17 protein-coding genes are annotated in these 20,003 nt (G+C 67.8%); 3 read left to right on the forward strand and 14 right to left on the reverse strand.

Features of this window, described 5'->3' with window-relative positions:
• Positions 1 to 1,039 (forward strand): heavy metal translocating P-type ATPase (locus tag VM221_10730; GenBank protein ID HUT75291.1); only part of this gene is annotated, 1,039 nt, incomplete at its 5' end.
• 41 nt (positions 1,040 to 1,080) lie between these two features.
• On the opposite strand, the gene VM221_10735 is transcribed toward VM221_10730, so the two are convergent.
• On the reverse strand, positions 1,081 to 1,557 hold the full coding sequence (locus VM221_10735) for a hypothetical protein (protein HUT75292.1): 477 nt from the start codon (positions 1,555 to 1,557) through the stop codon (positions 1,081 to 1,083).
• A 317-nt stretch (positions 1,558 to 1,874) separates the two neighbouring features.
• Here VM221_10735 and VM221_10740 point away from each other — a divergent pair, with 317 nt between their 5' ends.
• Positions 1,875 to 2,549, forward strand: a complete 675-nt coding sequence (locus VM221_10740) for a response regulator transcription factor (protein ID HUT75293.1) — start codon at positions 1,875 to 1,877, stop codon at positions 2,547 to 2,549.
• Between the two features lie 99 nt (positions 2,550 to 2,648).
• Here VM221_10740 and VM221_10745 read toward each other — a convergent pair whose 3' ends face one another.
• From VM221_10745 to VM221_10795, 11 genes are all read right to left on the reverse strand, one after another.
• A complete protein-coding gene (locus VM221_10745; GenBank protein HUT75294.1) occupies positions 2,649 to 3,068 on the reverse strand; it encodes a DUF5658 family protein in 420 nt (139 codons plus the stop codon).
• Between the two features lie 11 nt (positions 3,069 to 3,079).
• Positions 3,080 to 4,003, reverse strand: coding sequence for a type II secretion system F family protein (locus VM221_10750; protein HUT75295.1), 924 nt, complete (start codon positions 4,001 to 4,003; stop codon positions 3,080 to 3,082).
• 17 nt (positions 4,004 to 4,020) lie between these two features.
• Entirely contained in the window at positions 4,021 to 4,962 is a 942-nt protein-coding gene (locus tag VM221_10755; GenBank protein ID HUT75296.1) for a type II secretion system F family protein, read from the reverse strand.
• Complete coding sequence (locus VM221_10760; GenBank protein ID HUT75297.1) at positions 4,959 to 6,314, reverse strand: CpaF family protein; 1,356 nt, start codon at positions 6,312 to 6,314, stop codon at positions 4,959 to 4,961. The genes VM221_10755 and VM221_10760 overlap by 4 nt, the downstream gene beginning before the upstream one ends.
• Before the next feature lie 50 nt (positions 6,315 to 6,364).
• Complete coding sequence (locus VM221_10765) at positions 6,365 to 7,627, reverse strand: AAA family ATPase (protein HUT75298.1); 1,263 nt, start codon at positions 7,625 to 7,627, stop codon at positions 6,365 to 6,367.
• The gene (locus VM221_10770) at positions 7,628 to 9,124 is read right to left on the reverse strand and encodes a pilus assembly protein N-terminal domain-containing protein (protein ID HUT75299.1); all 1,497 of its coding nucleotides are present in this window, start codon (positions 9,122 to 9,124) and stop codon (positions 7,628 to 7,630) included.
• Positions 9,125 to 9,247: 123 nt separating this feature from the next.
• Positions 9,248 to 10,222 carry a Flp pilus assembly protein CpaB gene (gene cpaB / locus VM221_10775; protein HUT75300.1) on the reverse strand — a complete coding sequence of 325 codons (975 nt, stop codon included), beginning with the start codon at positions 10,220 to 10,222 and terminating at the stop codon, positions 9,248 to 9,250.
• Between the two features lie 130 nt (positions 10,223 to 10,352).
• Entirely contained in the window at positions 10,353 to 11,342 is a 990-nt protein-coding gene (locus VM221_10780; protein ID HUT75301.1) for a TadE/TadG family type IV pilus assembly protein, read from the reverse strand.
• Positions 11,343 to 11,360: 18 nt separating this feature from the next.
• Positions 11,361 to 11,828, reverse strand: a complete 468-nt coding sequence (locus VM221_10785) for a TadE/TadG family type IV pilus assembly protein (protein HUT75302.1) — start codon at positions 11,826 to 11,828, stop codon at positions 11,361 to 11,363.
• A gap of 14 nt (positions 11,829 to 11,842) precedes the next feature.
• Positions 11,843 to 12,352, reverse strand: coding sequence for a prepilin peptidase (locus tag VM221_10790; GenBank protein HUT75303.1), 510 nt, complete (start codon positions 12,350 to 12,352; stop codon positions 11,843 to 11,845).
• A 131-nt stretch (positions 12,353 to 12,483) separates the two neighbouring features.
• Positions 12,484 to 12,678 (reverse strand): Flp family type IVb pilin, encoded by a 195-nt coding sequence (locus VM221_10795; GenBank protein ID HUT75304.1) that lies wholly within the window; start codon positions 12,676 to 12,678, stop codon positions 12,484 to 12,486.
• A gap of 402 nt (positions 12,679 to 13,080) precedes the next feature.
• Between VM221_10795 and VM221_10800 the strand changes: the two genes are divergently transcribed.
• Positions 13,081 to 14,310, forward strand: coding sequence for a glycosyltransferase (locus VM221_10800; protein HUT75305.1), 1,230 nt, complete (start codon positions 13,081 to 13,083; stop codon positions 14,308 to 14,310).
• A 56-nt stretch (positions 14,311 to 14,366) separates the two neighbouring features.
• On the opposite strand, the gene VM221_10805 is transcribed toward VM221_10800, so the two are convergent.
• Together VM221_10805 and VM221_10810 are read right to left on the reverse strand one after the other, a co-directional pair.
• A complete protein-coding gene (locus tag VM221_10805) occupies positions 14,367 to 15,188 on the reverse strand; it encodes a VanW family protein (protein ID HUT75306.1) in 822 nt (273 codons plus the stop codon).
• Positions 15,185 to 19,801 (reverse strand): MG2 domain-containing protein, encoded by a 4,617-nt coding sequence (locus VM221_10810; GenBank protein ID HUT75307.1) that lies wholly within the window; start codon positions 19,799 to 19,801, stop codon positions 15,185 to 15,187. Before VM221_10810 ends, VM221_10805 begins: the two co-directional genes overlap by 4 nt.
• Between the last annotated feature and the right edge of the window lie 202 nt (positions 19,802 to 20,003).

A 20,003-nucleotide genomic window follows, 5' to 3' on the forward strand; every position in this document is an offset into this window, starting at 1 on the left:
GACGCCGACCGCGATCATGGTCGGCACCGGCAAGGGCGCGGAGAACGGCATCCTGATCAAGGGCGGGGAGAGCCTGGAGCTGGCGCAGCGACTGCGGGCGGTCGTGCTCGACAAGACCGGTACCCTGACCGAGGGCGCGCCGCGCCTGACGGAGGTGATCGCCGCCGGCGGGGTGGGGGAGGCGGAGGTGCTGCGGATGGCGGCCGCGGCGGAGCGCGGCTCGGAGCACCCCATCGGCCGTGCCATCATTGCCGCCGCGCGGGAGCGTCGGATCGAACTGCCGCAGGCGACTGCTTTCGAGGCCATCAGCGGCCACGGGTTGCAGGCGACCGTGGAGGGTGCGCGCGTCCTGCTGGGCAACGCCCGGTTGATGGGCGACAAGGGCCTCGATCCGGGCGATATGGAGGCGCAGGCGGAGGCCCTGCGCGGCGAGGGCAAGACGGTCATGTTCCTGGCCGCGGACGATCGGGTAATGGGCGTGCTGGCGGTCGCCGACACGCTCAAGGCGGGCTCACGCGCGGCGGTGCAGCGGCTGCGGCGAATGGGGCTGGAGGTAATCATGATCACCGGCGACAACCGCCAGACCGCGCAAGCCATCGCGCGCCAGGCCGGAATCGAGCGCGTGCTGGCGGAGGTGCTGCCCGAGCAGAAGGCCGCCGAAGTGCGCAAGTTGCAGGCCGAGGGCAAGGTGGTGGCGATGGTGGGCGACGGCATCAACGACGCCCCGGCGCTGGCGCAGGCGGACGTCGGCATCGCCATCGGCACCGGCACCGACATCGCCATGGAATCGTCGGACCTGACCCTGGTCACCGGCGACCTCGCCGGGGTGGTCGGCGCCATCGAGCTCAGCCGGCGCACGGTGCGCACCATCAAGCAGAACCTGTTCTGGGCCTTCATCTACAACATCATCGGCATCCCCCTGGCCGCCGCGGGGGTGCTCGCCCCCATCTACGCCGCTGCCGCCATGTCCTTCTCCAGCGTGTCGGTGGTAACGAACTCGCTGCGGCTGCGGCGTTTCCAACCCCGGGGCAAGCTCTGAGCAAAGCCGAAGAGCTCGGGGGGTACGCTGTGGCGCCGGGCCTAGCTCGGGGTACGCCGGTGGGGATTGGCTCGCCACGGCCAGCGGACGCGCCTGCCGGCGCTCAGCCGCCACGGCCACGGCGCACGTTCGCAGAAACGCACCGGGCGCGTCGCCTCGTTGACGAAGGCGTTGATGTTGTCCGACATCTGCTGCAACTGCTCGATCAGCGCCTCCGGCTCCGCGTGCAGGTGATCCTCGCAAAAGCGCAGGCCGAGCTTCAGCGCTGCACACAGGTTGAACAGGTTGCGGCGAAAGTCGGACCCCTCATCCCGCGCCAAGGGCAGGCACCCGCCGGGGATCACGGCGCGGCTTTTCGGCCCCTTCACGTGGTGCAGGGCGACCGCCGCGCACAGCAGCGTGATCGCGCCCGCAATCGCTATCATCATGCACTCGCAGCCGTGCACCGCTGCCGTAAGCCAGGCGCCAACGACTATGAGCGCGCACAGAACCAGTGTCAGGGGGCGATCCAGGGTCACTGAAGGCTCCTTCGACCGAGCTTGGGTGGGTGCCACCGCTGCCGCGCCGTGGTACATGGGCGACTTGCATCTCCCAGCTTGGCATGAATATTGCTGCAGCATCTGTGGATAGGTGTAAGCCCTCGGCCTACATACGCTTGTTTGCCCGGCATTGCGGCACTACTGTCAGCCCGTTGCGAGCGTGATTGCGCTCGCAATCCCTCAGCCCGCCATTCTGTCCCAGCACCGGCTGCGCACCGGGGGCCCTGGCACCGGTGATGCGCTCCGGGTTCGCGCTGCGCCCGCTCCGCCGTTGTGCGGGCGACTGAGGTGGAAGCATGCGAAAACGTGGTAATGGCGGCCGCACGGTGACGACCGTGCTCATCGCCGACGACTATCCGTTCTTTCGTCGCGGCCTGCGCATATTCATCGAGGAGCAATCCGACCTGATGATAGTGGGGGAGGCGGATGGCGCCGCGGATTTGCCGGCCCTGTGTGACAGGCTCCGGCCCGATATCATCCTGGTTGCGCCCAGCATCGGCGACGCCGACGGCGTGGCCCTGATCCGGGCCCTCGCCGAGAGACAACCGCGCGCTGGGATCATCGCCATGCTCACCGCCGACGAGGAGGGTATCCTCGCCGCCTGCATTGAGAGCGGTGCGGCCGGATGCATCATGAAGAACGCCGATCCCCCGCTCATCCTGAGCGCCATTCGGGCGGTCAGCGCTGGCGAGCAGTGGTTGCAGCGCGAGATGACGGCCAAGCTGTTCGACGAACTGCGGCGGGCGCGCATCGCCCAGCGCGAGCGCGCCGCAGCGCCGCTCAGTGACCGCGAGACCGAGATTCTGAAGCTGCTGGCGGAAGGATTCCGCAACGCTCAGATTGCGGAGCGCCTGTTCATCAGCGAGCGCACCGTTAAGGTGCACGTCGCCAACATCTTCGGCAAGCTGGGGCTGCACGACCGCGTGCAGGCCACGCGCCATGCCATACGCTCCGGCCTCGTTCGCCTCTGATCGCCCGCCCACCCACCGCGGCTCTCGGTCCCTGCAGAGCGCCATCCGCTTATTCCTTGGCCGCGCCCCGATTTCGGGGCGCCAGCGCGCGCCACTTCCTCACCTGGGCAGCCCGGTGAGCGGGTAGTAGCGCAGGAAATGAGACCAGTCCTCAACCCCGCTCACCACGTGCAGATTATGCAGGCACGCCCAACTCAAGTAGATACTTGCGCCCAGCAACGGCGCCAGGCCGGAGTAGGGCGTACGCGCCTCGACGCGCTCCACCAGCTTCAGCACCACGTAAGCGAGCGAGAGCTTCACCGTCACCCCGACCACCGGCATCGCAATCGCGCGCGCGAGGAAGCGGTTGGCCTCGTAGGCGATGCCGGAGCTGAGCCCATCGTAGGTGATGAGCAGGTCGAAGACGTTGAGCAGCATCCACACCGCCATCAGTACGACCAGTGCCCGCTCCCGCAGGTCGAGCCGGAGGCTGAACAGGCGTTGCAGCGTCTGCTTCGCCCGTGACCACGTGGCGCCCATTACGGCGCCCGCTACCTGCCGAGCACCTTGAACAGGTCGGCGAAGCGAATAGCTCCCGGCCCCAGGATGACCACGAACAGGGCCGGGAAGATGAAAAACACCAGCGGGAATAGCAGCTTCACCGGCAGCCTGGCGGCCGCTTCTCTCGCGCGCTGGGAGCGCCGCTCGCGCGCGGCGTCGGCCTGGACGCGCAGCACCTTGGCGATGCTGACGCCGAGGGTCTCCGCCTGCTGCACCGCGGCGACGAACGATACCAGGTCCGCCACCTGGGTGCGCTGCCCCATGTCGCGCAGCGCGTCCCCGCGCGACTTGCCCAGACGTACCTGCTCCAGCACGCGCCCCAGCTCGTCGCACAAGGGGCCCTTGCTCTTCTCGACCACCTTCTGCACCGCGCCGTCGAAGCCAACCCCCGCCTCGACGCTGACCACGAGCATGTCGAGCGTATCGGGCAAGGCGCGGCGGATAGCGGTCTGGCGCGCCTCGATCACGCGCTGCAGCCAGATATCAGGCAGCCAAAAGCCCACGGCTGCCACCACTACCGCCGCCAGCCAGAAGAGGATGCCCTCCAGGCCGAGACGGGGCACCAGGAACCATCCGCTGCTCCAGACAACGACCATGGAGATTACCTTGAGCCCGATATACTCGGCGACGCCAATGCGGCGGGGATTGCCCGCCATGTCGAGCTTGCGGCGGATCTTGTCCGCCGCGCCCCCGGGGGTGACGCTCCCGACCGCGTTGCCGAGGGCCGCCAGCAGCGGGCGCACCACCCGGTCACCGAACCCGCGCTGCAGCCAGGGATGCATCACATAAGGCTGCGGCTGGGGCGCGAGGTAGTCATCTATCCGTTCGCGCACGACGGCGAAGCTCGGCCGCAAAGCGCCGGCCACCATGAGCGATACTGCTGCGAACGTCAGCGTGCTGATGATGAGTAGCACTGGTCGTCTCCTTCGCCCTAGAAATCAATCTGCAGCATACGATAGATCACGAGGCCGCCCACGAGTTGCAGCGCCGCCGCGATCACGATCAGCAGGTGTCCGTACGCGGTGGCAAAGAGGGCGGACATGTAGCCGGGGTTGAGCACCCCCAGGACGGCCGCCATCGCCAGCGGCAGAATGAACAGGATGATCCCCGACATGCGTCCCTCGGCGGTCAGCGTGTTGACCTCGGCGCGGATGCGCTGGCGCTCGCGCACGGTGGCGGCGACGATCTCCATGACCTCGGCCAGGTTGCCGCCGGTCTCGAGCTGGATGAGGATGGCGGTGATCGCGATATCGAGGTCGGGCAGAGGGGCCCGGCGCGCCAGGTGCGCAAGGGCCTCGGCCGTAGGCACGCCGACGCGGGTTTCTTCGAGAGTCCTGCCGAATTCAATGGAGATGGGCGGCGCCATCTCGTCGTGCACGGCCTGCATCGCGCGCAGGGTGCCGTAGCCCGAGCGCAGCGACGACGCCATCAGCATGAGCGCATCAGGCAACTGGCGCTCGAATTCGCGCAGCCGCCGCACCTCCAATGCCTTGAGCACGCCGAAGGGGGCCAGGGCGGCGATCACGATTCCCACCGCCGCACCCAACGGGCCGAATACCAGCCAGCCCGCGACCGCCAATGCCCCCATCGCCCCCACCGACAGGGCCGCGAACTCGCTCGGGCGCCAGTCCAGGCCGGCGCGGTCGAGACGCTCCTCAATCGCGCTGTGATGCCCCTCGCGCTCCAGCAGCGCGGTCAACACCGGGAAGCGGTCGCGCTCGTGCTTGGCGCGTTTGCTCGCCTCGGGCTCGCGACTGAGCCGGTCAACGCGACGCCCGATGCGTCGCTGGCTGGAGGTCAGTCCATACCCCAGGCCCAGCACCACCGCAATGGCGGCCGCGAAAGCAAGCGCCGGAATCGCCCAGGTGGTCATTTGTCACCTCCCTTGGGGTCAAACATGTCGGCCGAAAGGTGAATCCCCCTGCTCTCCAGCAGCGGCAGGAACTTGGGGCGCAGGCCGGTGGCGACGTGTTCGCCGATGACTTTGCCGTTCTCGTCGAGCCCGCGCTGGCGGTAGAGGAAGAGGTCTTGCAGCACCACCACGTCGCCCTCCATGCCCTGGATCTCGGAGATGTGGGTGACCTTGCGCGTGCCGTCGCTGAAGCGATGCTGGTGGACGATGAGGTTCATCGCCGACGCGATCTGTTCGCGCACCGCGCGCGCGGGCAACTCCATCCCCGCCATCAGCACCATCGTCTCCAGGCGCGACAGGGTGTCGCGCGGACTGTTGGTGTGGACGGTGCTGAGCGAGCCGTCGTGGCCGGTGTTCATCGCCTGCAGCATGTCGAGCGCCTCGCCCCCGCGCACCTCGCCGACGATGATGCGCTCGGGACGCATGCGCAGGGCGTTGCGCACCAGCATGCGGATGGTGACCTCGCCCTGGCCCTCGAGGTTGGGCGGGCGCCCCTCCAGCGTCACCACGTGCTCCTGCTGCAACTGCAGCTCCGCCGCGTCCTCGATGGTGACGATGCGCTCGGCGTTCGGGATGAACGACGACAGGACGTTGAGGGTAGTGGTCTTGCCGCTGCCGGTGCCCCCGGAGATGATGAGGTTGAGGCGCCCCACCACACACGCCTTGATAAAGGCCGTCATCGCCGGGGTGATGGTGCCGAAGGCGATCAGGTCGTCGGCGGTGTAGGGGACGCGCGAGAACTTGCGGATGTTGATGCACGGCCCCACCAGGGACAACGGAGGAATGATGGCGTTGACGCGCGAGCCATCGGGTAGGCGCGCGTCTACCATCGGGCTCGCCTCATCTATGCGCCGCCCGAGGGGGGTGACGATGCGCTCGATGATGCGCAGCACGTGGGCGTCATCCCGGAACCGGATGTCGGTCAGGAAGAGCTTGCCGTCGCGCTCGGCGTACACCTGTTCGGGGCCGTTGACCATGATCTCGGTCAGGGTGGGGTCCTCGATCAAGGGCTGAATCGGGCCGTAGCCGCTGACCTCGTCATAGACCTCGCGCAGCACGCGGATGCGGGCGCGCCCGGACAGCGCCGGCGCGGCTTCAGCGCTCGCGCGATCGAGCGCGGCGCGGATCTCGTCCATCATCCGCTCGCGGGGGAGCGCGGTCAGCCGCTTGGGCTCCACCTCCTCCAGCAGCTTGGCGTGGACGCGCGAAACCAGCTCGAGGCGCTCCTGGCGCGTCAATCCCCCCGCGGCCTCGGGGTCGGCCTCACTGACTCTATAGACGTTCGCGCCGTCCTGTGTGGTTGCCACGGACATCGGTAACTCCTTTGCCGCTATTGGCGTAGGGGCGCAGCTGGCTGCCGCCCCTACGCCTGCTTGCTCATCCACTTGAGCTTGTTAGGCTGCCCCACGCACGCGGGCCGCGACCCGTTGCGACTGTGCTTGATCACCTGTTCGGCGAGTTCGCGGATGGTGCGCGAGATGGGCGCGTCGGGGTGCCGGATGACGAAGGGCACCCCCTCGTTGATGGACGTCACCACCAGCCCTGCGGCATTGGGGATGGTGGCAGTGGCCTCGCGCCCGAAGGCGCGCTCGATCTCCGCCACCTGCAGGCGGTTGCTGCGAGCCACGCGGTTGAGCACGACGTGGATGCGCTCCTGGGCCACGTAGTCGCGCGTCAGCAAGCGGTAGAGCTTGCGCGTGTCGTTGAGCGTCGTCAGGTCGAAGAGGTTGGCCACCAGCAGCACCGCCGTCGCGTGAGTGAGGGCGAAGATGGTGGTCTCGTAGAGCATGGGCGGCACGTCCATCACGATGTAGCGATAGCGCCGCTTGAGGCTGTTGAGCACCGCCGCCAGGCACTTGACGCTGACGGTGGCGAGCTCAGTGAGGTCGTTGGCGGCCACCAGCACCTTGAGCCCCGAGTCGTGGGACGTCAGATGCGCCTCCACTAGCTCCTCGTCTATGTCGTCCTCCAGCGGCGCCATGTCCACCAGGCTGCGCTTGGGCTGCAGGTTGAGCATCAGCGCCACGTCCCCGAACTGGGAGTAGGCGTCCACCAGCACGACCTGGCCCGGGTGCTGCTGGGCGAGGGCGACGCTGAGGTTGATCGCCACCGTTGTCTTGCCGACGCCGCCTTTGGCGCCCGCGACCGCGATCACCCGCGGCATCAGCGCGGGGTCCACCAACGCGCGGAACTGCGGCGTATGGGTCTTGGCGTGCGCGCGCTGAACGTCTCGGATGCTCTCCAGCAGCTCCGCAGGCACCAGGGGCTTGCTCACCAGGTCACGCGCGCCGGCGCGCATCACCTGGCGCCACAGGCGCCCCGGGTCCTCGCCGCTCATGAGCACCGTCGCTACCTGCGGCGCCGCCAGCGCGATCGTCTCGGCCACCGCCAGTCCGTTCATGTCGCTCAGCTCGGCGTCCAGCACCGCGACGTCGGGGGCGAGCTGCACTGCCATCTGCGACGCCTCCAGCCCGTTCTGGGCGATGCCGACGACCTCCAGGTCCGGCTGATTGCCCAGAATGTGCAGGATCTGTTCGCTCTCGAACTCGTCGCTGCTCGCGAGCAGCACGCGGGTGGCGTTGGCCTGGCCGTGGCCAGGCGTATCGGTGCGCTGGGTGGCTGACATCTACTTGCTCTCTCCCGCCTGGTCGAGGGCGGCGCTGGTGCGCGCCGCGGTCGAAGACTCAGTCATGATCTCAGGCGTGACGAAGATCACCAGCTCCGTCTCCGTCTTGTTGTTGCGCGTGTGCTTGAAGAACTCGCCGATAATGGGGATGTCACCCAGCAGCGGGACCTTGCTCACGACCTTCGATATGTCACTCTGGTAGAGACCGCCGATGACCAGCGTCTGGCCGTCGCCGATGTGGAGCACGCTGTGCGCGCGCCGCGTCCGCAGCGCGGGCAGTGCGAATCCGCTGACCACGATCGCATTGGCGAAATCCAGGCTGCTGACCTCGGGCGTGACATCGAGGTCAATGCTCTTGTTGTCGCTGGCGATCTTGCCCGTGATGTCAAGCTTGACCCCGAACTCCTTCCATTCCACCGACACCGCGCCCGTCGCGGAGGTGCCGGTGCCCGTCTGCGCTACCGGGATGGGGATCTCTCCGCCCACCAGCATGCTGGCGGACTCGCCCTCGCGCACCAGCAGGTTGGGCTCCGCCAGGACGCGCGCCTTGTTGTCGGTCACCAGCGCCTTGATGCGAGCGCTTAGGCCCTCCAGGCGGCGGATGGGTCCGCCTGCGTCCAACGCCAGCGGCCCGCTGAAGACCTCGCCGAGCAGGATCGGTTGGTCGTGGGCCTCGACCGCCCCACCTTCCTCGGTGGTCAGGCCGCCCCAGTCAATGCCGATGTCGCTCAGCGCCGACTTGTTCAGGTCCACCACCTTCACGTGCACCAGGATCTGGCGCGGCGCGTAGGCGGGCGCGGTGATGAGGTCCACCACCGATACCTGCTTGCCCAGCGCCTTCATGATCTGGTCCACGCGCGCCCGCTGCTCCGGGGTCGCCGTGCCCTGGAACAGCAGTGTGCTGTCGCTCAGGGCGCGCACGGCGATGTCCGGGCCGACGACGCTCTGGATCTGCGCCACGTCGAGCGCCGCTCGCTGCATCGGCGTGCGCACCTGGATCAGGTTGCTCACGCGCGGGGCGTAGGCGCTCGCGATGGCCTCGGCGCGCTCCGCGCTGTAGGCGATCTCCACCGCGCCCTCGAGCACGACCACGCCGTTATGCTCGCTGACGTGGATGCCGGGCTGAGCGATGACCTCGGCGATGCGCTGCACCACCTCCTCCATCCGCGTGGGCGGGGGGGTCACCGTCACTTTGAAGGCATGCTGGCCCTTGTCATCCCATACGTAGAAGTCGGTGGCGCCTGGCGCCTTGCCGGTGAGCATGATCTGCCGCGCCGACAGAACCACGTAGTCGGCGATCATCGGGTCCGCCACCGCAGCGCGCTTCAGGCCCTGGAAGTCGAGGACCTCGGAGCCCCCGACCTGCAGCGACTTCTCCACCGCTGCCGGCGCCGCGCCCGCCGCAGTGTAGGCGAAGGCCAACAGCACCATCGCCAGCACTATCGCCAGGGCGAGGCGGCGCGCAATCTGCTGTGCGAAAAGAGAGTTGGTTCTCATCGGGTCTATTTCCGCCCCGATGGATCGGGGCTTCCTCCTGTTGGACTCACCCCTCGGTGGCGCAGGACTGCATCCCGCGTGATTCCGCCCCGATGTATCGGGGCGCCACCAGGGGTGGCGGGTCTATTGGGCACGAACGTCCACAGTCGTCTTTTGCGTACCGCGGACGGTCTCAACCGTAACTGCCGATGCCAGATCGTCCGCTGAGATCTTCGCGCGACCGGCGAATGTCACCGGCTGCGGTCCCGCCGCGGAAGACGCGGGGCTGCTGGATGAGTAGCCTCCCAGGAAAGCGGGCGAGGTATAGCCCACGGACATGACCTTCGCGCTCGGCCTGGGCGCCGGCGACGCGGCGGCGACCGTCGTCGCGGGACGCACGCCGATGAGGGTGTCGCTGCGCGCTCCGGCCAGATACACCTTGCCGGCATCGCCCTTGGAACGCAGGGTCAGCCGCAGCTTGCCCTGGGATTCCGCCAGGATGAGCTTCTCGGCGTTGTCCGGTGTCAGCGCCAGGATCGCATTGGGCTGCTCCTTGGGCCGGGCGTCCCGGGTGCCCGGCTTGTCGGTCTCGGCCGGGACGATCTCGGGCCCGATCGCCAGCAGCTCCACGTCCTGAAGAACGGTCTTGGTCACTCCCAGCTTGTCCACCTCGAACGTGGCCAGCACGTCAACGTGGTCGCCGGCCTTCAGGAACCCCGCGACCCCGATGATGGGATCCAGCGCCACCGCCACCGCGCGCATACCCTCCGGCACCACGTACGCGAGCCCCAATGAGCCGCTGGGAAACGCCACCGCCGCGCGCTCGAGCGGCCGCCCCGACTTCAGCGCGGCCAGCGTCACCTGACCCATGACCTCGCTCACCGAGGTCGCGGTGTTAGTAGGCAGGGTCCCCACCGGCCGCGTGGCCTCGCGCACCATGCCCGGTTCGATCACCGTGCGCGCCGGGATGTCCTGCGCCGCCACCACCACCTGCACCGGCTGCGTCATTCGCGCCGCCTGCGCCCGCTCCTGATTGAGAAACAGGTACGCCAGCAGCGCCGCCAGCAGCCCCGCGCACAGAGCCGCCAGCACCACCGTCCTTCTGCCAAACTTGCCCATCACAATTCCTCCTGCTTATCCTTGATTCCAAATCGCATTATCGGCGCGCTCCGTAGGGGCCGGGCTCCGCCCCGGCCCGTGGGCGGGACGATCAGGAGATCGTCCCCTACAAAGGTCGCGCCTAGAGCGCCTATTCGATCAGGCGGAACGTCGTCACCCCGTAGTCCGGCCCGGTTCCGCCGGACCCGGGGATGGTGTAGCTGATGAAATAGCCTGTGACCTCCTGCCCCGTGCAGGAGGCGACGAAGAAGGACGCGAATCCGAGGATCTCCACCTCGGTGCGCCCATTGCCCAGCGGGCTGATGATGGGGACGATGACGATCCGCGGGTTGCCGTAATCGTAGTTATCCCAGGTGTCGTCGGCCCACGGCTGCTGCTCGGCGCGCCTGAAGAGGGAATCCGCGTCGCTGCTCACCGCCTGGCGGGTGGGGCCCACCATGTTTCCGGGCTCGGTCGCCGTCATATCGCCGACCTTGACCTGGCCGTCGAAGCCCCACTTGATATCGTTGTTGTACACCTTCGCGCCACTGCTGCCGTCGCCCAGGCTGCGCTCCAGCGCCAGCGGATAGAAGTTGCCGCCGGTCTTCTCGACCGAGCCGTCTCCGAGGTCGGTCTGGCTGCCGACCTTGAGGGTGTACGGCACGCCGTTGTCGTACCCGTAGGGGGCGCCGTCGGGGCCGTACCAGGGGATGCCCCACGGCACCACCCGGCCGTTGACCCATGACACCGATCCCGTCTTGAGCACCACCGCGTAGGCCCCCACCTGCCGCGAGCTGAAGCCCAGGACGTTGGCGAAGGTATGCGCCACCACCATGTCGCCGTCCACGCGGATCTTGGTCGGCCCGTCCGCGGTCACGCCGTCCGCCGGGAACGACACGTGGTGGCTGGTCATCTGGTTGGCGATGGCGCACTCGTTTGCCTTGGTGGTTGCCTTAGTCTGGTTGGGCAGCTCCATGCCGCCGGCGAGCGCCGCCGCGTCGCACGAATTGACCAGGAACTGGCGGGCGACGTACAGGCGGCCCACGTCAACTGCCAGCGCGACCATGCCCAACAGCACCACGATCAGCATCGCGGCCATGATCAGGCTGACGCCGCGCTCGTCTTTCATCCATTTCATCATCGCTGTATCCCCCTGCAACTACTCCCTGCGCATTACGATCTCGGACTTGAGCGGCAAAGTGTTGTTCTGCACGTTGCTCATCCAGGAGAAGAAGCTCCCGGTGAGCAGGTGATGCGGCCAGCCCAGGGTGACTTTGATCAGGCTGCCGGGGGGCGCGCTGTTCTCGCTGCTGCCGCCGACGTCACCCAGAGCGTAGGGGTAGCTCGCCCCTTGGTCGGTAGAATAGGACAGGTTGACCGCGAGCTCATCATGGTTGGGCAAGGCCCCTGCCAGGTTCAGCATGCGCGTCTGGATCTCCGTCGTCGGCCGCCCCAGCGAGGCAGCGCGCGAGCCCTCGCGCGCGACCTGCGCCAGCGTCAGTTGGTGCATCATTAGCACGCCGAACTCGATGATTCCGAGAAACAGCATCAGCAGAATCGGCAGGATCAGCGCGAATTCGACCAGCGCCGCCCCGCGCTTCCCAGGTCTCACTCTCAGCTTGCTCATAGTTGCTTTATCGCCTACATCCCGAACGCCAGGGCCGCGAGCGACCCCGCGGCGATGGCGATGGAATACGGTATCTTCCCCAGCGCCGACCCGGCGGCCAGGTCCGTCCGCACGCCCCCGGCGTTCGACAGGATATTCGCGACCATGTTGACCGCCGTGGCCTTCACCGCGCGCCGGCGGATTATCATCACCCCCGCCAGCGCTCCCCCCGCGACCCCGGTCAGCAGCATCGCCCCCAGCGCTAAATGAAATCCCTTGAGTGCCCCCACCGCTATCAGCAGCTTGGCATCCCCCCCGCCGAGCCCCGCCAGCCCCGACAGCATCAACGCCGCCGCCAGCGCCGCCGCCGCCCCCAGCGCGTGGTTGCCGACCCCCGCCAGGCCGCCGCCGACCCCCGCGAGCGCCAGTCCCGCGGCCGCGCAGGGCACGGTCAGCTTGTTGTGGATCTTGCCCGTGCGCAGGTCGGTAACCACCGCCACCGACAGCATGCTCAACATCACAATCGTCGCCGCTATGTCCACCATCTACCTCAAGTCGTCGCTAACGTCCCTACTGTCCGGAGTGTGGGGCAGGGCCTCGCCGGCAAGTACTTGGTCCAGCAGGAGCCCGACGAGGTCGGCCGCCGAACGAAGCCCCGCCACACGACTGGCCCCGCCTACGGCGTGACCGGAACCTGCCCGCTGCCGGCGGGGAGCTGCTGCTGAGCACTGTCGAAAGTCTCACCCGTCTTCTGACCCAGAGCGGTGACGACCAGGATGCACACGATGGCGATCAGCGCCAGCATCAGCGCGTACTCGACCATGGTGGCGCCCTCTTCGTCGCTCCACAGCGCCTTCATCCTCTCCAACATCTCCTTTCACCTCCTCTTTGGTGACGGTGATCGTTATCCGCGTCCGCGAGTCACGCCAGGGTCGGCAATGAGGGCTGCGTGAACGGGTGGGGTCGCTGGTGCGATGATGGCTGCGTAACCTGATTCGCTCGACTTGCGGTAACGTCGTTCATCATGATACCTGGGATAGGTGCCGCTCACAATCCGGCTGGCGTCGTAAATCCCGGGGGCCAGGGGACCACCCGCAACGAACCCCAGTACTAGTACCGGCGGACTAGCCGGGCGGCCGCGGCAAGCACGGCGTGGCGGCGGCGTTCACTGTGCCGCGCTTCCCGGAGCGCATCGTCAGCAGCGGCCCGGATTGTGGAATAAGTCTGCGGCGGTCGGGCCGCCGCTTGCCCGCACGCCTGGTGACACTCGGACATGAGACCCGGTCCCATCGTCATGATCAGCAGCTATGCGCCGCGCTTGTGCGGCATCGCCACCTTCTCCGAGGAGGCGCGCGAGTTCATCCAGAATCAGCATCCCGAGCGCGACGTGCTGGTCATCTCTCACACCGACGGCCACGGCTACGGCGTCTTCCCCCTGATCGACATCAGCCGCCACGACTGGTGGCGCCCGGTGGTGGACAAGATCGGGGAGCTCGATCCCGCCGTCGTCCATATCGAGCACGAGTACGGCCTCTACGAGCACTGCGACGCGCGCGGCCATGGGGACGGCAACGAGGGGTTCCTGGAGATGCTCGACGCCCTCGATCGCTGGCCGGTGGTGGTGGAGCCGCACACCGTGCACGGCCGCCTGCGTGACGCCGAGGCGGACTTCATCTTTCAGCTCACCGAGCGCGCGGACATCGTCATCTTCAAATGTCACTACCAGAAGTGGCGGCTCGATTGGAGCTTCCATTCCTACGGCTGGCCCACCCCGCGCAACATCATCGTCATCCCCCACGGCGCGCGCGCCGATCGCATGTGCCACCCGGGCGACATCCCGCGCCTGAAGCAGGAGCTCGGGCTCGACAAGTTCCCCTACCTCGGTAATCACCTGGTGGGACTGATGGGGTGGATCCAGAGCAACAAGCGCTGGGACATCCTGACCGCCATGTGGGAGGACATCGCCGGCGAGATCAAGCAGCGCACCGGCGAGGACTGGGACCTGCTCGCCGCCGGCGAGTGGCGCGACCCCAACCACCTGGCGGACTTCGAGAAGTACACCGCCGACCTCGACCTGCTCGAGGGTAAGGGCCTCGCGCATTTCTACGAGTTCGTGCCGCGGGGCAACCTCTACTACAAGGTCATGTCAGTGTGCGACTTCGTGGTGCTGCCGTCGGTGGATGAGACCCAATCGGGCACCCTTGCGCGCATCATCGCGCTCAACAAGCCCTACATCACCACCGCCCCCATGGAGGGGCTGACCGCGCAGACACTGGAGAGTGGGGGAGGGCTCCTGTTCACCAACAAGCGGATGCTCCGCGAACAGGTGCTGCGGCTGGCCGGCGACGAAGCCCTGCGCCACGAACTCGCCGCCAACTTGCGCCGCTATCTGCAGGAGCAGGTCTCCTGGGAGGTGGTCGCGCGGCAGTACGCTGAGGCCTACGAGCTCGCTACCGTGGCTTGCGAGCGCCAGCAGGCGGCGGTGCTCCCGCTCGAGTTCTGAAAAGACCGCGACTTCGCTGAAGTCGCGGTCCTCTCGTGCGCTCACCGAGCGCACAGCTATTCGCCTGCCCCCGCCCGGACTCTGGATACTCCGGGCTGCAGCCCGACCTTGATGATGCGGTTGAGGGGCGGATAGGTGTCCACGGAGATCAGGGTGCGCTCGGGCTGGCCGTCACCGCTCCAGCGCAGCCGGTAGACCGCCACCTCCTGCCCGGCCTGCCCGCGATTCGTCCGCAGCACCTCGCCCGGCGACAGGCGCTGCTCCCGGCGTGCAAGTGTCGCCGGGGGATGCACGGCCAGCTGGCGCCTTTCTACGCTGCACCGCTGCCCGCGAGCGGTCGACCGCAGCTCGACAATCAACCGCGGCCCATCTCGCCGCGCCCGCAGGCGCACCGGCGCGGGCAGCGGGTTCCTGAAGCGTAGGTCAATGCGCGGAAAGGCCACCGCGGCATCGAGCCCCGGCGCGGCATAGGTCACCGGCCAGAAGTGGCGGTGGCGCTCGACGATCTCCATGCCGCCCACCAGCGCGGCGCCGTACAGAGTCGTCGAGAGCTGGCAGACGCCGCCGCCGACATCCAGGATGATTTCCCCGTCATAGCTCACCGGTGCACGGCGGTAACCGCGATCGGCGCTCCAAGGGCCGACCCGCCGGTTGAAGGAGAAAACCGCGCCCGCGGGCACTACCGCTCCGTCCAGGACGCGAGCGGCGCGCAGCGCATTGTCCACCTGGCCCGCGCTGCGCCCCGCAAGGCTGGTGGCGTAGGCCGCGATCACCCGCTCCGCCTGCGCGGGCACGGATTGGCGCGCGCACAGGACGCCTGCCGCCGCTACCACTATGAGCAGCCCCGCCGCCAGCGCCGCGCCCCGGTATCGGCTCATCGGCGCACCTCCATCACCGCCTGGTCGCCGACGGCGTTGACCGATGGCTGGTACATGGCGAATCCGATCGCCGGCACCGCGTGGAAGCGTCCGGGCGTGCGCGCAGTCATCACGTATTCGATGACCTGCTTGCCCATCGGCAGCCAGTCGAGGTAGAAGGTGACGCGGTCATCGCGCACATCGTTGTCCACCCACCACGAGCGCCAGTCCATGAACCCGACATCGCCGCGGGCGCTCGGCTCCAGCCCGGCGGGGAAGGGGTCTTCGATGAGCACATACCGCAGCCGTTGGCTGGAGGTCAGGGTGAGTCGTACCAGCACGCGCTCGCCGTTGGCGAAAGCATCCCCCGGGCGCAAGGCGGGACCGTAGGCAAGCCCGCCCGCGGACTTCGCCCGGCCCAGCTTGAAGTATTCCCGGCCCACTCGGAAGATGGCGCCGGAGGCGGTCTCCTCGTCGGCCTTCATCGCGACCTGCTGCCGCAAGTTGGCGCGATAGTAAAGGCGCCCCGCCGTTCCCACGCGGACGAAGGTCACGGTGTTCACGCCCCGGCGCAGCGTTCCCGCCGGAACCTCGATCTCGATCTCCTGCCAGGTCTTGGGTTCGCCCGCGAAGCTGCGGCTCAGCACCGGCCGGCCGTTGACCTTGATCACTGCGGTGTAATCTGGGTTGGGCTCCTGCACCGTGCGCAGGTAGTCAACCAGGGCATACAGGGCGATCGCGGTATCACGGGTGGAGACCCAGCGTTCCCCCCGGCGGTTCTGCAGCAGCCAGCCCGCGATGGCGGCGGCCCGCGGGTCTTTGGCATCGGCGCGCAGCGTCGCCTTCAGCGCCCAGGCGGTCGCCTCGACGTTCGCGCCGCCGTCCCACCAGCGGCTGCGCTGGTCCTGCAAGCCGGTCCAGTAGGTCCACCGGCCCTCCTGTTTGGCGGTGCGCCACAGGTCCTGCATCACCCGATGGGCCGCGGTGGCGTTGCCCTGCTCGAAGAAGGCAAGCGCGCACAGGGCGCGCCCGCGCCCGGAGAGCTTGGAGCTGAACAGCGCTTGCATCGTCGTCGGGATCGCCAGTTGTGACTTGAGGCGCGACAGGATATAGGCAGCGAAGGCGAGGTCATCGGGGTACTCCCGGCGCTTCCCCCGCAGCGCGCTCTCGAGCTGGGAGAGTGGCGGCCCGATGTCCATTGTGCTATAGCCGACGCGCCGTGCCTCATCCAGCGCCATCAGCGCGTAGGCGGTCATCCAAATGTCGAGATCACCCCAGCGCCCCCAGCCCCAGCCGCCGCCTTCCTCCCGCTGAAGGTCCGACAAACTCACCAGCCCGGCCGCCAGCATCGGCGGGATGCCCTTGGCCAGCGCCGAGTCGCCCATCCCCCGCGCTTCAAGGAGTTGGAGCACGTAGAGGTCGGGCAGGAACGAGCTGACCGTCTGCTCGACACAGCCATAGGGATAATGGGCCAGGTAATCGAGGCTCGACAGCAAGCTGGCGGCGATGGAGGGGGAGACGGCGACGGTGAGCCCGGTGCGATCCGTAAACGCGTCGTCGCGCACAGGCACGGACAGGCTGACCGCGTCCTCGGTGCGGCCCGACCAGGCGTCGAACTGGGTGCGCGCCAGCGGGTTGAGCGGCAGCGGCAATTCGACGGCATCCTTCAACTCGCCGCTGACCGCCGACGCGCCGACAACGGCTTTGCCGACACCCGTCGCCGTCGCCCACCAATCACGGCGCTCGGCGTGGTGGGCGGAGACGGTCAGCCGTTCGCGGCCGCCCTCCAGCTTGAGCCCCCGCGTCCACGAGTTGACGACGACCTCGCGCTGATTATCGGTCTCGTTATGGACATACGCCGACACTCGGAAGCGGTCCCCCTGGGTGGCGAAGCGCGGGATGTCCAAGCGCACCATCAGCAGCTTGTTGACCTTGAAGTTGACCCTGCCGGTGCCGCCGTGCGTGTCGGCGGATACCGCACGCACGGTCGCCCGCCAGGAGGTCAGGTTGTCGGGCAGCTTGAAGCTCAAACGCGCGCGCCCGTCGGTGTCTGTCAGCACCTGCGGCGCCCAGAACGCGGTGTCCTCGAATTTCCGGCGCACCTCGATATTGGTGGGCGCCTTGTCTCCGCCGCCGAGGTAATAGCCCGAGGGCGCGAAATCGGTGCTCACGCGATTGTAGCGATGCTCGTAGAAGTAATCCGCCGGGTCCTCGACATTGTCGGGGGCAAGCGCGTAGATCGCCTCGTCCACCACCCCCAGGGCGATCTCCGCCTGCGCCGGACGCCCGGCGGTATCGGTGACGCGGACATCGCAGGTCGCGACGTCACCCGGTCGGTAATCGCTGCGATCGGGTTTGACCGCCACCTTCAGCCGCCGCGTGTCGCGGCTGATCGCGATCTCGTGCTCCGCCTGGTGCAGGCGCTTGTCATAGACCTGCCCGATCCAGGCGAAGCAATTGGGGACATACTCCGGCTGAAGATCGAACTCGACCAGGTTGGCGCCCTTGCGCAGGGACAGCGGCCTCACGTCGTACAGCCGGTCCCCCTCCAGCGAGAGCAGGCCCGGGCCGTCGCGCTGGCAGGTGACCAGCAGCTTGACGCGATCGCGCTCGTGGTACTGCTTGCGATCGGCGACGATGGAGATCTCGGTCTGCCCGCGGCCGAAGTCCCAGTACTCCTCGCCGGCGGACCACGCCCATAGGTACTCTCGCAGCGCGATGGCGCGCCCCTGGGCGTCCCGTGCCAGCGCTTCGAGGACGAACTCGCCCTCCTTGGGGGGTGTCACCGTGGTCTTGGCGATGCCTTCCATATCCGTGGCAACGTCCCACGACGCCAGCACCCGCCGCTGCACCTTGCCGCGGCCGCGTGGCTGAATCTCGCGCACCAATGAGAGGCGCACCGGCTGGTTCGCCACCGGGTGATCCTTGAAGTCGCGCGCCTGCACGCGCACGCCGGTGGCCTTGCCGGGAGTGAGCACATAGCTGTCGAGCGCGGCGGTCAGGTAGAAGCTGCCCCGCGTGGCGTAGTAACGGGTGCTGGCCTCCGCCGCCCCGCCCGCCTCCGAAGTGCTCCATACCTGCAAGCTGAAGACGTCGTCAACATACGGATCCTGCTGCTCCCGCTCCTGCTCGCTGACGGGAAGCCGGGTGGGCAGCTTGAGGCGCACGCGGCCGGCGCTATTCGTCTTGGCCTCGCCCTCCTTGACCAGCTCGCCGCCGTATTCGTCGTAGCCATCATCAGCATACTCGTAGTCGCCGTACTCCCCGTCCGCGGACGGATAGTAGGGGGAGCGGCTCAGCATCCACTGCAAGCTCAGATCGGCCGCCGGCGCGCCGAAATAGTACGCTGCCTGGATCTCCACCGTCGCCGTTTGGCCGCGGATGTAGTTGGTCTTGGTGGGACGGGCGGAGAGCTGGATCTCGGGCTTGAGGTAGCTGGCGACGGTGACGAAGGTCTCATCGCGGAACCCGTCCACCGTCGAGGTCATGGTGTAGGTGCCGGCTCGCGCGTGCTGTGGCAGGGCATATGCGCCGGCGAACGACCCCTGATCACTGGTCTCATACTGGTGCTTGTAGATTTCGGTGCCGTCCTCGTCGGTCACCTTGAGTGCCACCTGCTTGCGGCCTGGGAGGCTGTAGAGCGTACCCTCGCGCCGGCGCAGCACCCCCTTGAACTGCACCCGGTCGCCAGGGCGGTAAATGGGCCGATCGGTGAAGCAGAAGAGCCGGTAGCGCCCCTGGCTCTCGGAGCCCGCCCACGTTTGCAGGGACACGGTGTCCTCGCCGACCCTGGCGGAGTAGGACCAGTATCCGTAGCCGCCGCCGGCGCGCAGGGTCAGCCGCGCCAGACCGTCGGCATCGGTCACCCCGGCCGCGCCCGGGCCGGTGACCGATGCCCCGGCGATGGGGGCGCCGCGCTTGAGGTCGGTGACATAGACTACCGCCGTCGAGCCGACCGACTTGACCAGCAGCGCCAGCCGGGAGATCGTGAACTCCTCCACCGAGCGCAACCCCGTTTCCCCGGTGGCAACCAGCAGATAATGGCCCGGTGGAAGCGGCTCGAGGTTCAGCCGGTCGTAGAACAGCCCCTCGGGATCCAGGCGGTAAGGCGTCATGTCACGCGCTGAGACCAGCGATACATCTCCGGCCGCTGCCGCCGCCGCGAGCGCCCTGGGGTATTGGCGCGCCTCGTACTCTTGCACTCGCGTCCAGCGGCTAACGCGGTAGGTCTCCAGGCGGTACCACGGACGGAGCGTAAGCCCGCGTACGGCGATGGAAATCGGCTCGCCAGGGTAGAGCACATGATGGTGAACCACGAGCTGGAGGTGCGACGGCTGGCGGCGCATCTCGACGCGGAGGCGGGCAATCTTGCCCTCGCGCACCTCGACCACGAACGGGTGGGTCAAGTGCCCCCGACTACTCGCCTCGAAGCGGTACGCTCCACAGGGGATGCGCCGCAACGAGAACCGCCCGCGGGCGTCGCTCTTCGTCTCGAAATGGGTGTCGCCGGAGAGGCGCACATTAGCGGCCAGCGGCCGGCCCGAGTCCCGCGCGATGAGGCGCCCTTCGAGGCCGCCGAGCGGCGTCTCGGCGAGCAGGGGGAGGGCTATCCCCGCGCCGACGGCGAGGCCCATGACCACCCATAGCAGGATGCAAAGGCCTGTCCTGAGCCCTTCGGCTGTGCTCAGAGCCTGCCCTGAGACTGGTATGCTAAGAGCAAGGAGAGGGCGGACCCTCTCGTGCTGAATAGAGGAGTAGCAGCACACTCTCTAGGGACACGGGAGGATCCACCATGGGTGATAGTAGCACATTTGCGCGCAACATTCAGCCGCAGGA

It is taken from the genome of Armatimonadota bacterium (genome assembly GCA_035527535.1).
Lineage (GTDB): Bacteria > Armatimonadota > Hebobacteria.

Excerpts from the sequence above, each read along its gene's own strand:
- VM221_10740 (HUT75293.1), top strand. The coding sequence starts at position 1,875 with ATGCGAAAACGTGGTAATGGCGGCCGCACGGTGACGACCGTGCTCATC.
- VM221_10745 (HUT75294.1), bottom strand. The coding sequence starts at position 3,068 with ATGGGCGCCACGTGGTCACGGGCGAAGCAGACGCTGCAACGCCTGTTC.
- VM221_10755 (HUT75296.1), bottom strand. The coding sequence starts at position 4,962 with ATGACCACCTGGGCGATTCCGGCGCTTGCTTTCGCGGCCGCCATTGCG.
- VM221_10760 (HUT75297.1), bottom strand. The coding sequence starts at position 6,314 with ATGTCCGTGGCAACCACACAGGACGGCGCGAACGTCTATAGAGTCAGT.
- VM221_10765 (HUT75298.1), bottom strand. The coding sequence starts at position 7,627 with ATGTCAGCCACCCAGCGCACCGATACGCCTGGCCACGGCCAGGCCAAC.
- VM221_10770 (HUT75299.1), bottom strand. The coding sequence starts at position 9,124 with ATGAGAACCAACTCTCTTTTCGCACAGCAGATTGCGCGCCGCCTCGCC.
- cpaB (HUT75300.1), bottom strand. The coding sequence starts at position 10,222 with ATGGGCAAGTTTGGCAGAAGGACGGTGGTGCTGGCGGCTCTGTGCGCG.
- VM221_10780 (HUT75301.1), bottom strand. The coding sequence starts at position 11,342 with ATGATGAAATGGATGAAAGACGAGCGCGGCGTCAGCCTGATCATGGCC.
- VM221_10785 (HUT75302.1), bottom strand. The coding sequence starts at position 11,828 with ATGAGCAAGCTGAGAGTGAGACCTGGGAAGCGCGGGGCGGCGCTGGTC.
- VM221_10790 (HUT75303.1), bottom strand. The coding sequence starts at position 12,352 with ATGGTGGACATAGCGGCGACGATTGTGATGTTGAGCATGCTGTCGGTG.
- VM221_10795 (HUT75304.1), bottom strand. The coding sequence starts at position 12,678 with ATGTTGGAGAGGATGAAGGCGCTGTGGAGCGACGAAGAGGGCGCCACC.
- VM221_10800 (HUT75305.1), top strand. The coding sequence starts at position 13,081 with ATGAGACCCGGTCCCATCGTCATGATCAGCAGCTATGCGCCGCGCTTG.
- VM221_10805 (HUT75306.1), bottom strand. The coding sequence starts at position 15,188 with ATGAGCCGATACCGGGGCGCGGCGCTGGCGGCGGGGCTGCTCATAGTG.
- VM221_10810 (HUT75307.1), bottom strand. The coding sequence starts at position 19,801 with ATGGGCCTCGCCGTCGGCGCGGGGATAGCCCTCCCCCTGCTCGCCGAG.